This window comes from Sporomusa sp. KB1, assembly GCF_007830295.1.
Lineage (GTDB): Bacteria > Bacillota > Negativicutes > Sporomusales > Sporomusaceae > Sporomusa.
This window is the reverse complement of sequence record NZ_VLKC01000001.1, coordinates 736,950-754,239: the sequence shown is the minus strand read 5'-3', so window position 1 is coordinate 754,239 and position 17,290 is coordinate 736,950. Positions and strand designations below refer to the sequence as shown.

General features: G+C 43.6%; 17 protein-coding genes and 1 pseudogene. 16 read left to right on the top strand and 2 right to left on the bottom strand.

What is annotated here, in order from left to right; genetic code table 11:
- Positions 1-17 precede the first annotated feature (17 nt).
- The 6 genes from SALPA_RS32755 (at position 18) to SALPA_RS32730 (ending at position 5,394) form a co-directional block, all read left to right on the top strand.
- Positions 18-803: an energy-coupling factor transporter transmembrane protein EcfT gene (locus tag SALPA_RS32755; protein WP_145088368.1), complete on the top strand. Its 786-nt coding sequence runs from the start codon at positions 18-20 to the stop codon at positions 801-803.
- A 34-nt stretch (positions 804-837) separates the two neighbouring features.
- The gene (locus tag SALPA_RS32750) at positions 838-1,398 is read left to right on the top strand and encodes an Ig-like domain-containing protein (RefSeq protein ID WP_145088366.1); all 561 of its coding nucleotides are present in this window, start codon (positions 838-840) and stop codon (positions 1,396-1,398) included.
- Positions 1,399-1,510: 112 nt separating this feature from the next.
- A complete protein-coding gene (locus SALPA_RS32745) occupies positions 1,511-2,317 on the top strand; it encodes an Ig-like domain-containing protein (RefSeq protein WP_145088364.1) in 807 nt (268 codons plus the stop codon).
- Between the two features lie 28 nt (positions 2,318-2,345).
- A complete protein-coding gene (locus tag SALPA_RS32740; protein ID WP_145088362.1) occupies positions 2,346-3,119 on the top strand; it encodes a hypothetical protein in 774 nt (257 codons plus the stop codon).
- A complete protein-coding gene (locus SALPA_RS32735; RefSeq protein WP_145088360.1) occupies positions 3,103-3,312 on the top strand; it encodes a hypothetical protein in 210 nt (69 codons plus the stop codon). Before SALPA_RS32740 ends, SALPA_RS32735 begins: the two co-directional genes overlap by 17 nt.
- Positions 3,313-3,351: 39 nt before the next feature.
- The gene (locus tag SALPA_RS32730) at positions 3,352-5,394 is read left to right on the top strand and encodes a (Fe-S)-binding protein (RefSeq protein WP_145088358.1); all 2,043 of its coding nucleotides are present in this window, start codon (positions 3,352-3,354) and stop codon (positions 5,392-5,394) included.
- 268 nt (positions 5,395-5,662) lie between these two features.
- Here SALPA_RS32730 and SALPA_RS32725 read toward each other — a convergent pair whose 3' ends face one another.
- Positions 5,663-6,079 (bottom strand): MarR family winged helix-turn-helix transcriptional regulator, encoded by a 417-nt coding sequence (locus SALPA_RS32725; protein WP_222427783.1) that lies wholly within the window; start codon positions 6,077-6,079, stop codon positions 5,663-5,665.
- 744 nt (positions 6,080-6,823) lie between these two features.
- Here SALPA_RS32725 and SALPA_RS32720 point away from each other — a divergent pair.
- The 5 genes and pseudogenes from SALPA_RS32720 to SALPA_RS32700 form a co-directional block, all read left to right on the top strand.
- Positions 6,824-7,222: pseudogene (locus SALPA_RS32720) on the top strand (M23 family metallopeptidase); the annotation flags it as partial.
- A 35-nt stretch (positions 7,223-7,257) separates the two neighbouring features.
- Entirely contained in the window at positions 7,258-7,611 is a 354-nt protein-coding gene (locus SALPA_RS32715) for an arsenate reductase family protein (RefSeq protein ID WP_145088352.1), read from the top strand.
- Between the two features lie 108 nt (positions 7,612-7,719).
- Positions 7,720-7,971: a hypothetical protein gene (locus SALPA_RS32710; protein ID WP_145088350.1), complete on the top strand. Its 252-nt coding sequence runs from the start codon at positions 7,720-7,722 to the stop codon at positions 7,969-7,971.
- Between the two features lie 344 nt (positions 7,972-8,315).
- Positions 8,316-8,957: a glucosaminidase domain-containing protein gene (locus SALPA_RS32705; protein WP_145088348.1), complete on the top strand. Its 642-nt coding sequence runs from the start codon at positions 8,316-8,318 to the stop codon at positions 8,955-8,957.
- Positions 8,954-9,910: a DUF1848 domain-containing protein gene (locus SALPA_RS32700; RefSeq protein ID WP_255450695.1), complete on the top strand. Its 957-nt coding sequence runs from the start codon at positions 8,954-8,956 to the stop codon at positions 9,908-9,910. Before SALPA_RS32705 ends, SALPA_RS32700 begins: the two co-directional genes overlap by 4 nt.
- Positions 9,911-10,026: 116 nt before the next feature.
- On the opposite strand, the gene SALPA_RS32695 is transcribed toward SALPA_RS32700, so the two are convergent.
- Positions 10,027-10,425 (bottom strand): hypothetical protein, encoded by a 399-nt coding sequence (locus tag SALPA_RS32695; RefSeq protein ID WP_145088344.1) that lies wholly within the window; start codon positions 10,423-10,425, stop codon positions 10,027-10,029.
- A 154-nt stretch (positions 10,426-10,579) separates the two neighbouring features.
- On the opposite strand from SALPA_RS32695, the gene SALPA_RS32690 reads away from it, so the two are divergent.
- From SALPA_RS32690 to SALPA_RS32670, 5 genes are all read left to right on the top strand, one after another.
- Positions 10,580-11,269 carry a response regulator transcription factor gene (locus SALPA_RS32690; protein WP_145088342.1) on the top strand — a complete coding sequence of 230 codons (690 nt, stop codon included), beginning with the start codon at positions 10,580-10,582 and terminating at the stop codon, positions 11,267-11,269.
- Positions 11,253-12,653, top strand: a complete 1,401-nt coding sequence (locus SALPA_RS32685; RefSeq protein WP_145088340.1) for a cell wall metabolism sensor histidine kinase WalK — start codon at positions 11,253-11,255, stop codon at positions 12,651-12,653. Before SALPA_RS32690 ends, SALPA_RS32685 begins: the two co-directional genes overlap by 17 nt.
- Positions 12,654-12,693: 40 nt before the next feature.
- On the top strand, positions 12,694-14,697 hold the full coding sequence (locus SALPA_RS32680) for a molybdopterin-dependent oxidoreductase (protein ID WP_145088338.1): 2,004 nt from the start codon (positions 12,694-12,696) through the stop codon (positions 14,695-14,697).
- Between the two features lie 137 nt (positions 14,698-14,834).
- Positions 14,835-16,610, top strand: coding sequence for a carbon starvation protein A (locus tag SALPA_RS32675; protein WP_145088336.1), 1,776 nt, complete (start codon positions 14,835-14,837; stop codon positions 16,608-16,610).
- A 409-nt stretch (positions 16,611-17,019) separates the two neighbouring features.
- Positions 17,020-17,286, top strand: coding sequence for a TM1266 family iron-only hydrogenase system putative regulator (locus SALPA_RS32670; RefSeq protein ID WP_145088334.1), 267 nt, complete (start codon positions 17,020-17,022; stop codon positions 17,284-17,286).
- The last annotated feature ends 4 nt before the right edge of the window (positions 17,287-17,290 follow it).

Genomic DNA, 17,290 nt, shown 5'->3' with positions numbered 1-17,290 from the left:
CCTAAGGAGACTCGTCTATGAAAAACATAAAGCTGGGTCAATTTGTACTAGGTGATTCTTTTTTGCACCGGTTAGATCCCAGAACCAAAATAATTAGCTGCCTGTTCATCACCTTTTCGGTATTGTTTGACGCGAAATGGTTCGTGTTGCTATATAGTATTCTGTTGATTATGGCGGCAATTATTTTATCCCGGCTAAAACTTAAACCAATTATGCGTGGTTTGCGTAAACTGAGTCTGATGTTAGTAATGACCTTTGCTGTTCAGTTGCTGCTTACCAAGGGTAATCCGCTGTTGCATGTGGGGTTTGTAAGTATTACCCAAGAAGGTATTGAACTAGGTATCACAACTCTGTTCCGGTTATTAATACTGTATTTGTGTTCCTCCTTACTAACCATGACGACATCACCAGTTAGTCTGGCCACAGGTATCGAAGCGTTGCTGGCACCACTTCGGTACGTAAAGATACCGGTCCACCAGTTTGCGATGATCATCGGTACAGCTTTCCGGTTTATTCCCACAATCCTGGAGGAAGCAGAGACCATTACCAGGGCGCAGCGAGCCCGGGGGGCACCGTTTAATTCACCCAATCTTATAATCCGGTTAAAAAGTATGACAGCGGTATTAATTCCATTATTAGCCGCTTCCTTACAACGGGCTGATGACTTGGCCATGGCCATGGCCAGCCGGTGTTATGCGGGAAGTCCCAATCATTTCCGGATGCGTAATTTGTCTTTGGCAAGGAGGGATAAAATTTCTCTGTTGGTGGCTGGTGTATTATTTGTCGTGCCATTTTTTCTTTAAAAATTAGAATAATGTTTTGGAAGGTGTGAAGTAAATGATTAGCAAATTAAAAGTCAAATTGATAAGTGCGTTATTTACCATCTTATTGCTGCAAGTAGCTGCTTTTGCTTATGCGCAAGGGGACGGAGGCGGACAGGGTAAGTCGTTCAACTTAATCTCTGTTACTATGGTAGATGGTGGAGATCTGCAAGCTGCCACTGATATATCGGTGGAACCGACATTCAAATTACATTTTAATAAAAATGCAGTTTTTAACTGGGAACATAATAGTAAATGTGTTAGCCTTATTTCTCAGGACAATGAAAATATACCGATCAGTGCAACCAAGCTAGATGATAGTGTTGATCTTAGCCAAAGGCAAAATATATATGTGCAACCGGTGAATTCCCTCAGGCCAGGTACTGCTTATTACTTAAAGATTTCCCCAAAAATAAAAGCTAAGAACGGTGCCACGCTTGGTGGAACCAACGGGGACGAGATAGTTATTACCTTTAAGACCAAGGGGGAGGCGACTGTGCAACCGCCCCAGTCTGCTAAGTCTGGTGATATACAGTCTGATACCGCTGCCCCTCCGGCTAATTCTGGTACGCTATAAGACTCTGAACAGTAAGGATAGTGAATAAACCGCCGAAAACGCCAGGGAAAAAGTTGGCGCTTTTGGCGGGTAGACAATATAAGGGGTACTAAATTTTGCGCGGGGTGAGAACATGCTTGGCAAAGTAAAATGGAAGCCGATAAGTGCGATATTGATTATTTTGTTTATGCAAGTAGCTGCTTTTGCCTATGCTGAAGGGGGAAATCAGGCAGCTTCACCAGGGGTGCCAGGTCAAAAATCATTCAATTTAGCAACTGTTACTCTGGTAGGCGGCGGTAATGTGGAAAATGCCGTAGATGTCCCTATAGACGCCAAATTAAATTTGCAATTTGATAAAAATGTAGTAAATAGTCTTATCTGGGGAGTTAACAGTAAATGTGTTAGCCTTGTTTCTCAGGATGATGAAAATATACCGGTTAGTGTAACTAAGCTGGATGATACTATTGATTTTAGCCAAAGGCAAAACATCTTTGTGCAACCGGTGAATCCCTTACGTCCCGGTACTGCTTATTACTTAAAGATTTCCCCGGAATTAAAAGCTAAGAACGGCGCAACGCTTGGCGGAACAGGAATAACGATTGCCTTTAAGACCAAAGGCGAGGCGGTAGTACAACCGCCCCAGTCTGCTACTGAGCCGGATGACATACAGCCTGCCGCCGCTACCCCGGCCACCCCGGCTAACGTCGTTGCGCCTAATGACCTGAGTGGTAAGGACAAGCAATTGCCGGCGGAAAAACCAGAGCAACAGCAAGCTGCTGCCAATACGGCCGCAGCTACAGAAACAAGTATTCAGGATTTGGATAATAAACCCAAGGAAATAACAGCAAACCTTACTAATTGGATAACTCCTATTGGAATTGTCTTAGTTGCCGGGTGGATTGCCTTTGAAATACTGATAAAAAGGAACAGGAAACAATAGAGATGAATGGATAAGAGGGGTGAGTTTTATGAAACTTCTTGTATGTATTGATGACACCGATAGTATTGACAGTAGAGGAACGGGAACACTGGCTGAAATGATCGCAGGTGCTATTGAAGAACACAACTGGGGTAAATGCTCCTGGATTACCCGCCACCAATTATTGCTCGATCCGGCTATTCCCTATACCTCACATAATAGTTCAATGTGTTTTGTCGCTGATATCGAAAACGGCTGTCTTCAGCAGATTATTGACTATGCAGCTGAATTTCTCGTGAGGGAAAGTCAAGTCGAGGCCGACCCTGGCTTATGTGTAGCGGTAATTGATGATTCGCTTGATAAGCAGAGTTTGATAGATTTTGGCTACAAAGCCAAGCGGGAAGTGTTAACCAAAGCCGATGCCTATAGTTTAGCCAGAAAGTTGAACATTCATCTTTCCGAACATGGGGGCAATGGGCAAGGAATCATCGGAGCCTTAGCCGGGGTTGGCTTGCGGTTAAGTTACAACGATGGCCGGTTTAAGGGAACGCTAAAATTTGATGCTCCGGATAACATTATTACAGTGCAGGATTTTTGCGCTCATCCAGCTGTTGATGAAGTAAGAAGCTTGGAGGGCGCCTGTTTGGAGGCTGGTGAATTTGTCTTGTTGGAGAATATGGTTAAGCCGATTTTTATTGAAGGCAAGGCAGTGATTTTGGTTCAACAGTTAAATGACACTAATGAACGGGTTGGGTGGAAAACATGTTCCAAAAACCAACTTAGCGCCTATGAGGAGATGAGGACTCTTGTGGCTGATAAATGAAAAGGGTGCAAAAGAATTTAGCGGTGGCAAGCAAGATTGGACAGGTGCTGCCAGGATAGCGAAAAAATGTCTGAACTTTCGGGTTGATGTGGAAGAAGAAATGATAGCAGATGATACAATTTCCTGTTATAATTGTCGCTTTCGGCGCTGGACAATGCGTTCATTTGAATGTTGCAGTTCTAAGAGAAGATAGGCCCATTTCTTTAAATCTAATTACAAGTTGGGTGATTTTATGAAGATGACATTGATGGCTGTATTTGTCTTTTCCCTGATGACTGTAACCGCAGTGGGCTATTTTATCTACGGAGTTTTTCGCCGTTATCGTTTTACGCAATTAGGCCGAAGCGAAAACCGTCACAATCGTCCTGTTGAACGGTGGAAATATTTTTTTACTAACGTAGTTGCGCAAAGGAAGGTCCGGGAATACCCCGTGTTTGGTTTGTTTCACCTGTTCATAGTGTTCGGCTTTCTGATTTTATTGGTTGGTATGCCGAATATGGCCGCAGAAGGACTGTTTAATACCAATATTCACTATATAGGGGATAATTATTATTTTTTGTTTATAAAAGATATCTGTAATGCTTTGATCATAGTTGGCGTAGTAGGAGCTGCAACCCGCAGAACGGTCAGGAAGCCGGAATGGCTGAAGAACGGTGTCGCCGACTTTGTTAAACTTGGCTTGATTTTAGCCATTGTATTGACTGAGGTTGGTTTTCACGCTGTCCGGTTTGCCTTAGGGCAAGACCTGAATTTGATTACGGCTGCCCCGCTGGCTTTTGCCAGTTCACAGTTTTTTGTAAATAGTAATGAAGTTACTTTATATAAGGTTATGCCTATTTTCTGGTGGACTCATTTCCTGGCTGTATTTTCATTGTGTTTTATTATTCCTAATTCTTCGCATTTACACCTGGTTTTTGCTCCTTTTAACGCTTATTGGCATACCCTTGCTCCTAAGGGAGCTTTAAGTAAAATCCAACAGGACGGTAAGTGCAAAGCTGTTATTGGGGCCAACTACATGGAGGATTTTACCTGGAAGCAACTGTTTGATGTGTATTCCTGTGTTAAATGTGGCCGGTGTAATGGCCAATGTCCGGGGCAATTAAGTGGTGAACCGCTTAAACCACGGGCCATAAACGGTCGTCTGCGTAAACACATCGAAGCAAGAGCTCCCCGGTTGCTGAAGGGAAAAACTTCTGGGGCTATCACAAAACAAGAAATAGGTACAAAAACAGATAAAGCAAATAAAACAGATAAAAAGGCCAATGGAGATAAATTCAAAAAAAATCTGGCCGGGGGGTTGTTTGATCAGGAATTTATTTGGAGCTGCACAACCTGTGGGGCCTGCCTGGAGGCCTGCCCGGTATCCATTGAACATATTTCCAAATTAATTGATATGCGACGTTACCTGGTATTGACCGCAGGTAATATCAGTGAAGGCATGCAGCAAGTCTTTGCCGGGATCACCGGCCAGGGCAGTCCTTGGGGTTATAGTCGCAAAGAGGGTCTTCCATGGGCCAAGGAGTTGTCTGTACCTACTATTCAGGAAAATCCCCAGGCGGAATATCTCTATTACGCCGGTTGTGCAGCTGCTTTTGATGCCAAAGCGCAAAAAACGGCAGCAGCCTTTATAAAACTTTTACAGGCGGCTAACGTCAACTTTGCTGTTCTTGGTAGTTTGGAATGGTGCTGCGGGGATACTGCCCGGCGCATGGGCAATGAATTTCTCTTTGAAAAAGCAGTAAATGATAATATTGCTACTTGGAATAAGCTGAAGATTAAAAAGATCATCACTACTTGCCCGCATTGTTTTAACACCTTGAAAAATGAATATCCTCAATATGGCGGCGGGTTTGAAGTACTACACTACGCTGATTTTTTGGCGAACTTACTCCGGGAGGGGAAGTTGTTGGCTAATAAATCGTTTGCTAAGGTGGTTGTATTTCACGATCCTTGTTATTTAGGACGGTATAATGATGTATTCAGTCCGCCGCGGGAGGTTATCAAAGCGGTTCCTGAGATGCAGCTAGCAGAAATGCCGCGTTCAAAGCAGCGAGCTTTTTGCTGCGGGGCTGGTGGCGGTAGGATTTGGACAACGCCTACCGCCGACAATTTGATCACCGGTAATCGCGTCAAAGAAGCTGTTGCAACCGGGGCTGAAGTAATTGGGACTGCCTGTCCGTTTTGTAAAATGGTTTTCTCTGAAGCAGTGAAATTGGAAGGTTCTCATAATATTGAGGTTTTGGATATTGCCGAAATTTTAGCGGCGAGCTTATGATTTATGGCTATTAGGGCGAACAGCACGAAAGTTAAAGTTTATTGAACCACAGAGACGCAGAGTACGCAGAGGGAACGGCTTGACATGCATTTCCCTCTGCGTACTCTGTGTTCTCTGTGGTTATACATATCCCACGGCATAAACTGTGTTTTTCTTGGCGTTCTTGGCGGTTAAAAATCGGAAAATTTACTTTTGTATTTGCCGATATATCAAGCTGCCCTGGATGGCAGCTTGATTGCTCCGGGGTCTATCTGCAGCCCGGATGGCGTCAGTCATTATTTTGCTGCGGAAACTGTTTGACCAGTTTTTCCAGTAACATTATTAAGAACTGCTGTTCTTCCGGGGTCAAGTACCCGAGCGGACCGGCTAGCTTTTGGACAAATTTGGATTCTGACTTGTGAAACATGTTCTGTCCTTGATCAGTTAAGCGGATTATCCGCATTCTGGCGTCGGCGGCATCGGTAAATCGGGTAATGAGTCCGGCGTTCTCTAAGCGGTCAAGCATTTGTGACATGGTGGCGGGACGAACACCTATCGTTTTCGCAAGATCACCGGCACAACATTGCTTGCGGTCCCACACTGATTTCAAGATCCACCACTGAACCTTGGTAATAGGTGGTAATAGACGCTGGTCTGTTAAGTCAAACTTTGGGCTCCGTAATTTGCGGTTAATTTTATGAATCAAGGTGTATAGATGCTCGGTTTTATCATATGGAACCAAGGAATCACCTCAGTAAAATATAGTTAGCTGAACAAAAAAGTGAAACTAAATGAATGTAAAACGATAAAACTAATTTATATTGTAATGAACTATTCGTTCTTCTACATGTAAAATAAAAATCCTGCAAATTTTAACTATTTATTGAAAATTTTTGTAATTTGGTGAACTCATTTCAGCAAGGCTGAAACAGCGGGAATTCAGGTGGAGAGTCAACTCCGCCTGAACCGACGCCATATTTCTTGCATTATGTATAGCGAATAAGTGTTAAACGGTAATTGCGACAATATTCAGATTAAATCATCAAATGGTAAAATGGACGAGTTTCCGTTATAATGTAAATTAATCATGCTATGACTTTGATGGTTGGGCATAGCAGTTAGCTGCCTAGCTCTGTCAAAATGTTGTGGCTACTATATTTTTTCGGGAGGAGATACAGTAATGCATAGTTCGGATGAAACGCATAATGAGCAGAAAGTAGGCAGTAGGTGGATGAGAGCTATTTCTGTCAAATGGCTGATTCCGCTAATGTGCGTACTTATTATATTTGGGGTAGGGATTTTCACAAATCATCACCAGATAACTAGTGCGAGCAGTATTCCAACAACTGAGCAGGAACCTATTACGCAGGAACTTAGTAAACAGGGACCAATCCAGCCTAGTGGGAGTGGACAGGCTCAAGACCTTGAAAGTATTGCGAAGAAGGTTGCAAAGCTAGCAATTACGCCTTCTATTTGGCCGACAAGCGGAGATGTTACTTCTGGTTTTGGCTGGCGTAGTTCACCTTGGGGTGGGGGTAGTGAATTACATCCGGGGATGGATATTGCCAATAGTATCGGTACACCTATTTTTGCTACTGCTGATGGGGTTGTTGTACAAAGTGGCTGGTCTGGAGGCTATGGCAATATCGTGCAAATTGATCATGGCAATGGTATTGAAACAATATATGGTCATAATTCCAGCGTACTAGTTAATGCTGGTCAAAGCGTGAAAAAGGGTCAAATTATTTCCTATATGGGCAGTACTGGGAGAAGCACAGGACCACATGTTCATTATGAAGTCAGAGTAAATGGCAATGCTGTTGATCCTATTCGTTTTATGGTTCTATAGTAATTGCGATCAGTGAAGTAGAAGGAGGCGTGGGTATGATCACTTTTGTATGTTACCCGAAATGTACTACTTGCCAAAAGGCGAAGAAGTGGCTGGAGGATAATCAAATACCATACGAACAGCGGGATATTAAGGAACAAAACCCGACAGTAGCTGAGCTAGAAGAATGGCAAGCACGCAGCGGGCTGCCGCTTAGAAAATTTTTTAATACAAGCGGGATTTTGTACAAGTCCCTGGGTCTTAAGGATAAACTGTCAACCATGTCTGATTCGGAACAACTTGCGCTGCTTGCAACTGATGGTATGCTCGTCAAACGTCCTATTTTGATTACTGGCAACAAGGTTTTGGTGGGATTTAAGCACGCTGAGTGGGAACTGCTTACCTGTTAAAACCACTACAAAAATTACAAAACCGTTTTTCTCGTTAATCTAGACAGGCTAAGGTGATGGGACACTTGAAAATTTAGTGAATATACTAAATCAAGGAGGGATACTTTTATGCAATCCCACAACGTTCCAGATTGTTGTACTGTTTTGTGCCTGGAGGAATTAGAAAAAAAAGCGAGAAGATTAGCCAATTCGACTAAAACGACCGTAGCTGCTGGCAACTCTATTGTGATTTTTACAATGTTAATATTAGAAGAGATTCTTGAACAACTTGCTTTAGACCCGATTACTAATTTGGCCAGCATTATCGTGGTAGCGAATAGTATTGCAAGTTTGAATAATAGCGTAAAAATTGATCCGTAAGAAAAGGGTAATGGTCGTAGTCTAAGTACCCTAAAAGTTCTTCTTATGTACCCAAGAAAAATGTACGATACTACATATAGCAACAGTGCAGAAATTCATTTGACCGTACAAGTTGTAAAAAGGGATGTGAGTGGCATGCTGGATATAACCCTTCACAATTCTTCGTTCAATAACTCCTCGCCTCTAAGTTCTCAGTATGCACTAAGATAAAGCAGCGGTGATTTCTCTTTAAAGTCGCCTGGACTTTTGGTTTAGGCGACTTTTTTAATTTGAAATAGCAGAACAGGCTAGAGGAATGCAGACTTTCTGTGGAGAATGCAGATTGATGTGAAGCAGATAGTCTGATGAAAATCTATGGGGGAAATGAAATGCGTATTCTGGTGTTAGTTGCTAGCGTTTTATTTGTTTTTATGCCGGTGGCGCTTGCTGGGTCACCGCTAATGGGGGATGAACTTAACAGCAACACGGTGTTTGATTTATCAATTATGGGGCCGCCGCTGGCGACCAAGGAGCAATGTCTGCAGTACCTGTTTAGCAAGAATCCATTTCCAGCGCTTACTGTTTCAGCGGAAGAATTAGTCGACGATTTTTATACTGAGGCAACAGACGAAGGCATCCGGCCTGACGTTGCATTTGCCCAGGCGTTGAATGAAACTGGTAATTTTAAGTATGGCGGTGATGTGATACCGCTACAAAACAATTATTGTGGTTTAGGGACAGTTGGCGATGGGGGACGGGGAGCATGGTTTATTTCAGCGCAAATCGGTGTCAGAGCTCAGATACAGCATCTGTTAGGTTATGCGTCCACAGAACCGCCGAAGAAAGAAATTGTTGATCCCCGGTACAATCTTTTAAAATGCAGCAAGAACTTTGGCGGAGCGAAAACCTGGACTGAACTTAATGGTAAATGGGCTGTTCCAGGTACGACCTACGGGCAAAAGATTTTGAAAATCCATGCGAAAATTATGCGCGAAAAAACTGATTGACAAATGGTGAAAACATGATAATCAGTGCAAGCAGAAGGACCGATATACCGGCTTTCTATTCGGAATGGTTTGTAAATCGCTTGAAGGCTGGTTATGTATATGTAAGAAATCCGATGAATCCTAAACAAATCAGCAAAATACCGCTTAACACCGAGGATATTGATTGTATTGTGTTTTGGACAAAAAACGCAGCACCAATGTTCGATAAGTTAGATAGGATAGACGCGCTCGGCTATCAGTATTATTTTCAATGGACGATGACTCTATATGGTAAAGATATCGAATATAATCTGCCTGAAAAAGCAAAGGTTATTGACAGCTTTAAAGTACTCAGTAATAAAATAGGCAGTCATCGTACCATATGGCGTTATGATCCTATCATTGTCAGTCAACAGTTTACGATAGAATATCATGTCCATACCTTTGCCAAGATGTGCCACTTGCTAAAAGGGTATACTAACAAGTGTATTTTTAGCTATGTTGATTTGTATGCCAAAACCTGCAAGAATGCAAAAGGCATTATTGACAGCGAGGTTGATATACTGAGCATGTTAAAAATAGCGGAAGAGTTTGCTGAGATTGCCAGGCTGAATAACATCTCCCTCGAAACTTGCTCTGAGCAAATTGAGCTTAGTCAATTTGGCATAAGGCATGCCGCCTGCATTAATAAGCACACTATTGAGACGATTATTGGCTATGCTATTGATAGGAAAAAGGCAAAGGGACAGCGTGAATATTGTCAGTGCATTGATAGCGTAGATATCGGCGCCTATGATTGCTGCCCGCATGGTTGTGTTTATTGCTATGCCACCGCCAGCGAAAAGGCTGTGCTTGAAAATAGGAAGCGGCATGATGTTAATTCACCGCTGCTTATTGGCAGACCTTGTGCAACCGATAAAATTACAGAACGGATCGTAAAAAACTTGAAGAATTCGCAAATGGTACTATTTTAATTTTTCTGCAAGAGTTCTAAGCTAAAGAAACAAAGCAGGCGACTTCTTATGAAGCTGCCTGCTTTGTTTCTTTTTAATGTCAAATGCGACTTAGTAATACCTGGGTTGGCTGCGGCTTAGCGACGGCCATCTTCATGGTAACCACCTGGCTCATGATGAGCATTCCCATGTCCACGCATATGATCGGGCCCAAACCGTGCTTTGGGGCCAGGAGCAAAGCTGGCAGAGTAGAGGACATTGCCTTGCAGATTTTTCTGAATAAGAATTCGGTCACCAGGCTTAATAGCGGCGATATTTATCGGAGCGCCGGTTAAGTCAACTGTTTGGCTCCAGAAAAAATTGGCTACAGTAACTCTATTAGCGTCAACACCGGTGACCACACCCCGGATATGGAACATGGCATGCGCTCCTGCTGACAGCGCTGTTACCAGCAGCGCAGCAACCACCAGGCCTCCCAGCTTCTTTTTGTGGCGCTGTAACGTTTCTTTTGTGGCGGTAAAATATTCTTTAATCATTAAATGTAATCCCCTTTCGTGTTGTACTTTGGATATAGAATAACGAATAATCCTTATACTGCCATTAAAATATGATTAAAATATGATTAGAAATAGCTTGCTGCGCTTTTCTTTTAGTTGAAGACATGGTTTCATATAGTAAGGGGGGGTATATATGACGACTGATAAACGAATTCTAATTGTCGAAGACGAGTATAAAATTGCCCGGTTCCTTCAACTGGAATTAGAGCATGAGGGATATCAGACACTGATTGAAACCAATGGTCGCCGTGCTTTGGACCGGATAGTTCAGGAAACTTTTGATTTGGTGGTGCTTGATGTTATGCTGCCCGAACTTGATGGGCTGGAAATCTGCCGGCGTGTCCGGGAGTTGTCTGATATGCCGATAATTATGGTCACTGCCAAAGATGCGATTGAAGATAAAGTCCTGGGGTTAGATACGGGTGCGGATGATTATTTGACCAAACCCTTTGCTGTTCAAGAGTTATTTGCCCGTATTCGGGTCGCACTCCGTAAAAACAAGGAAACGCACAATGAATTGACGGCTGACACGCTCACAATTGGCGATCTGACCTTATATCCCTCGCGATATGAAGCTGAGGTCAGCGGTCAACCAGTGTCCTTAACAAAAAAGGAGTATGACTTGCTGGAATATCTTATTCGCAATAAGCACATTGTAATGAGCCGTGATCGCATCCTCCACGAGGTGTGGGGCTATGATTATACTGGCGATACCAATGTGGTTGATGTCTATATCCGTTATTTACGCGGTAAGTTAGATGAAAAATATGGACAAAAATATATTTACACCGTCCGGGGAGTAGGTTATGTGGTCAAAGAGTAAGCATAGGTTGACAAAATTGCCGGTATCCATAAAATTAACGCTTATCTATGCTGTAATTTTGTTTTGTATTTTACTCCTGACTAGTTTGTTAACTATGGGTGGGGTAAAGCTTTTTCTCGTCACCCAAGCGCAAAAAGACTTGGATAGCAGCCGGGAGAATGTTATTCGCTATCTAGCAGCAGGCAATCTAATCGATCAGCAGTTGTTAGAGCAGGATTTGTTAGCAACAGGCGTATTGTTGCGGATCTTTGATGAACAAAACCGCTTACTGTTAGACAATGCTCCCTACCTGCGGAATTTTGAACATAGACCGCCCCGGCATCGGGAACTGTTGTCAGATAAGAAAAAAGGTTTTCATAATTTCCCTGCTGACGATGACCTTTATGGACAACAGCTTGTGTGGTCTGGCGGCCGCCAATACACTTTGCAGTTTATCAGACCACTTTCTGCTGAGTTCCACTTTCTCCGTATTTTGGCAGCCAGTTTGGCTGGAACAAGCTTGCTTGGGTTAGTAATCGCTATTGCTGCCGGCCTTTATATCAGCCGCAGGATCCTGCGGCCTGTACGCGATATGACCGAAGCTGCCAAGTTGATTGAAATCGACAACCTGGAAAAGCGGCTCAGGGTCAGCGAAGCAGGAGATGAGCTGTCCAAACTAGCCACAACGTTTAACCATATGTTAAACCGGATTCAAGCCGGTTTTGAGCAGCAGCGCCGGTTTGTCAGCGATGCTTCCCATGAGCTGCGTACGCCGATAACTGTTATCAGTGGGTATGCTGATATGCTTGACCGCTGGGGCAAACAGGATGAGGCCATATTGACAGAAGGTATCAGTGCGATACAATCAGAAGCGAGCAATATGCATGTATTACTGGAAAAATTGCTGTTTTTGGCCCGTGCCGACCAGGGTAAGCAGGTAGTAAATAAAACGCCGCTCGCAATCGAACGGCTTATCGACGAAGTTGTGCGTGAGACTAGGATAATTGCCCCTGAGCATCAGGTAGAATTAGCCGGTAATGCCCCAGCCATTATTCAGGCCGATGGAGCCTTGATTAAACAAATGCTCCGGATTTTTTTGGAAAACAGTGTAAAGTATACTCCGGTTGGGGGAACGATCCGTATTACGTCTGAGCACCAGGGTACTCAGCTTGCTATTACTGTACAGGACGACGGTATCGGCATACCAGTCGAGGAGCAAACCCGGATATTTGACCGGTTTTACCGTGTGGATAAATCCCGTACTAAGGCCACCGGTGGAACTGGGCTGGGGTTATCCATTGCCAGTTGGATTGCCGAGCAGCATAATAGCAGTATTCGGGTGGAAAGCAAGGTTGGACAAGGAACGGCCATTACTGTACTGTTGCCGCTAGAACAAGGAAAATAAATTATTTCATTGCCAGAAAAATAGTAAAGGAGAGTCGCATATGAAGAAAATAGTACGCTCAGTCTGCCCCTATGATTGCCCGGATACATGTGGTCTGCTTGTCCATGTAGCTGATGGCAGGGTTGTCAAGGTGGAGGGCGATCCGGATCACCCATTTACAAGAGGAACACTGTGTCCGAAGATGGTTCATTATGAACGAACAGTCCATTCAGAGCGGCGAATCGCCACGCCCTTGCGGCGGATTGGCAGTAAGGGGAGTGGCAAATTTGCGCCGATTTCCTGGGAGGAAGCCTTTGAGCGAATTACAGCAAACTGGAAGGGAATTATTGCTCAGTATGGAGCCGAGGCCATACTGCCCTATTCCTATGCTGGGACCATGGGGGTTGTGCAGCGCAGCGCCGGACATCCGTTCTTCTATAGCCTAGGTGCTTCACGCCTGGAGCGAACGATTTGTTCCCCAGCCAAAGGATATGGCTGGAATGCTGTTATGGGGCAGACAATGGCGCCTCATACCAATGAGATTCATAGCAGCGATTTGATTATTCTTTGGGGTATTCATGCGCTGGCAACCAATATTCATAGTATGCATGATATAAATATTGCCAAAAAACAAGGAGCCAAGGTGTGGCTAATTGATACTTATGAGACACCTACAGCAAAAATCGCTGATCGAATGATTATTGTTCGTCCAGGTACTGATGGTGCTTTGGCACTCGGTATGATGCATGTAATAGCACGGGAGAACCTGGCGGATAAGGATTTTATAGGTCAATATGTACAAGGATATGAGGAATTAGTAACAACTGTTTTGCCGAAGTATTCACCTGAGCTAGTTAGTGAGATAACCGGTATTGCTGTTGGCACAATTGAAGAGATAGCCAGGCAGTATGCGACAGCAGGGGCTCCTTTTATTCGGATGGGCAGCGGTTTATCCCGTTATAGCAATGGCGCAATGAATGTTAGAACAATTACTTGTTTGCCTGGAGTGGTCGGTGCCTGGGGAAAACCGGGGGGAGGACTGTTGACTGGTACATCTACCGATGCGGCTTTTGCGAGTACCATGGTAACTCATGAGGAGTTTCAGGAACAGCCAACGCGAATGGTCAATATGAATAAACTGGGTCAGGCTCTAAATGAAGTGGTTGTTCCCCCAATTAAGAGTCTGTATGTATATCATTCCAACCCTGCAGCCATTGCTCCTGATCAGAACCAGGTATTACAGGGATTGGCGCGGGAGGACTTGTTTACTGTTGTTCATGAACGTTTCATAACTGATACGGCGAAATATGCTGATATCGTTTTACCGGCAACTACCTCACTCGAACACAGCGATATGTACCGCTCCTACGGAAACTACGTAATGCAGCGCGCCTATCCTGCAATTTTGCCAGTAGGACAAGCAAAATCCAACTGGGAGGTATTTTCTTTGCTGGCAGACGCAATGGGGATTAATAAACCTTTCTTTAAACAGTCAGCTGATGATTTAATTGATGCTATTTTGGCTAAACCATCTTCCTGGCTGGTAAGCGCTCAGCTCGAAACATTGCGGGAAGGACGACCACTGGAATTACTGCTGCCTGAAGGTTACAAGACTCAGTTTAGGACTCCATCAGGAAAAATAGAAATTCTCAATCCCCGGGAAGACGATATTTTGCCTAACTATACAAAGCCGCACGGGGATGATGCCGAATTTTGGCTGGTTAATGCGCCTGATATGCGCTTGTTAAACTCATCGTTTAATGAAAGAGCAGACCTGACCAAGAACAATAAAATGCTTTTGCAAATGAATCCGGAGGATGCCGGAAAAATGGGGCTGAAAGAGGATCAATTTGTTATTGCCAGCAACGAACGTGGCGAGGTAGCTTTTACATTACGAATTTCAGCTAACATTCCGCCTGGGATTGTTGTCACTGAAGGAGTATGGTGGCTTGAACATGCTCCAGGCAATCGTTCAGTCAATACTCTGACCTCACAGCGCTTAACAGATAAGGGAAATGGAAGCACATTTTATGATGTCAAAGTGAATGTGAGAGCATCACAGTAGCTCATTTCTATTCACCCGGTGATATTTCTATTCATATATCATTTTAGATCATTCATATAAATTGTATTTATTAATGCGAATTTTTACCTTATATTTATTTTAGTAAATAATTTAATAAATTTAAGGAGGCAAGCTTTATGAATGGTCTTTATCTTGTTATTATTTCGGCTTTGGTGCTAACTCTTTGCTATCGTTATTATGGCGCCTTCATTGCAGCGAAAGTTTTGGCACTTGATACTAAGCGCCCGACTCCGGCTGTTGTCCACGAAGACGGTCATGACTATGTACCCACAAATAAATGGGTAACTTTCGGACATCATTTTGCCGCTATTGCTGGTGCTGGTCCACTTGTTGGGCCGGTACTTGCAGCACAGTTCGGTTATTTGCCGAGCACTCTCTGGATACTTATTGGTGCCTGCATGGGCGGTGCAGTCCATGATATGATTATCCTATTTGCATCTGTTCGCCATGACGGTCGTTCTATCGCCGAAATTGCCAAAGCTGAGATCGGCAATTCCGCTGGTTTAGCTGCTGCAATTGCCGTCATTTTCATTCTGGTTATTACCATGGCAGGTATGGGCATTGCCGTTGCCAATGCCTTGTTTAACAGTCCGTGGGGTGCATTTACGGTTGGTGCAACTATTCCAATTGCACTCTTTATCGGCGTCTACATGCGCTATCTGCGTCCTGGTCATATTGGTGAAGCATCTTTTGTTGGTGTGGTTATGGTTATTGCTGCTGTATTTGGCGGAGCTTGGGTTCAGGGCTCTTCATGGGCACCTTTGTTCACACTTAGCCGTACACAATTAGATATTATTCTTCCTGTATATGGTTTTATTGCTGCTGCACTTCCTGTATGGCTCTTATTAGCACCGCGTGATTATTTGAGCACCTATATGAAAATCGGCACCATCGGTGCTTTGGCTATCGGGATTATCATTGTTAATCCGCAAATCCATATGCCGGCAATTACTCAGTTTGTCAGTGGGGGCGGCCCGGTTGTTCCCGGTCCTGTCTGGCCGTTTGTTTGTATCACTGTTGCCTGTGGGGCAATTTCCGGATTTCACTCCATTATTGCCACCGGTACAACACCAAAAATGATAACTAACGAAAGCGAAATTTTACCAATCGGTTTTGGGGCCATGCTTGCTGAAGCCTTTATAAGTATTATGGCGCTGATTGCAGCAACCAGCTTGATTCCTGCCGATTACTTTGCCATTAACAGTGCTCCGGCAGTATTTGCAAAACTGGGGATGAATGTTCAGGAACTTCCAATCTTAGCACAACTGGTTGGTGAAGATATTGCCGGTCGTCCAGGTGGCGCAGTATCACTTGCAGTGGGTATGGCGCATATTTTTGCCCAAATCCCTGGCTTGGAAAGCTTTATGTCCTTCCTGTATCATTTCGCGATCATGTTTGAAGCTTTGTTCATTTTAACGATTATTGATGCTGGTACTCGGGTTGGCCGCTACTTATTACAAGAAGTTGGTGGCATGGTGTACAAGCCACTTGCTGACGCACATTGGATTCCAGGTATCATCTTCACTAGTGCTTTAATTTCTTTCGCCTGGGGTTATCTGCTATTTGGCGGTTCGATTGCATCCATTTGGCCATTATTCGGCCTTTCTAACCAATTGCTTGCCAGCATGGCGTTAACTATTGGCACTACCATGTTGCTGCGGATGGGGAAAGCAAAATATCTGTGGGTTACACTTATTCCCCTTTGCTTTATGCTTGTAACAGCAATGACCGCAGGTTTCTACAATATATTTGAATTCTACGTACCAAAAGCGCAATGGTTATTGGCTGGTGCCAGTGTAGTAATGATGATTCTCATCGTCTTTGTTATCGTTGATGCCGTAAAAGTATGGTTTTCGATAAAACCTGCTAAAGATGTAGAAGAAGTGATGTAGTTAATGTCTGACAGGCTCACGGCGGCTGCCAGACAGTAGTAGACAAACTCCTGCCAAATTGTTTGGCAGGAGTTTGTCTTTGTATATGAGGAAGTAATACAGGTAAAAGAAATGTGAGTATTGTTTTTTATCTGAAAATATGTTACGATTTAGTCAATATTTAGGTAAGCTGTTTAAGATGAAATGAGTTTCATTTTTTCTTGCGGCAAACCATAGGTAAATTGTTAAAACAAAGTATCGTGCTGATTGCATGAGGGTTCGTCCCAAATGAGAAGGCGAGAGAATAGGTGTAATTTAGGGAGAAGCATAGCCTTGGATATTGCTTCCCTTAATCATTGACGTCTATCCTTGTGGCCTTTTGAGTCACAAGGATTTTTTATATTATATTTTTAAGGAGCTAAAAAGCCTTATGGAAACAAGGATTGCGCTTATTGGAATTGTGGTTGAAAACAAGGATTCCGTCAAAAAGATAAATGATATTCTTCACGAATATGGCGAGTACATTGTAGGGAGAATGGGAATTCCTTATTCCAAACGTAATGTTTCAGTAATTAGTATTGTCATGGATGCTCCCAATGATATTATCAGTGCTCTCTCCGGCAAGTTAGGAATGATTCCCCACGTCAATAGTAAAACCGTGTATTCTAAGCTATCTCCAATCGCAGATAAACAATAATAAA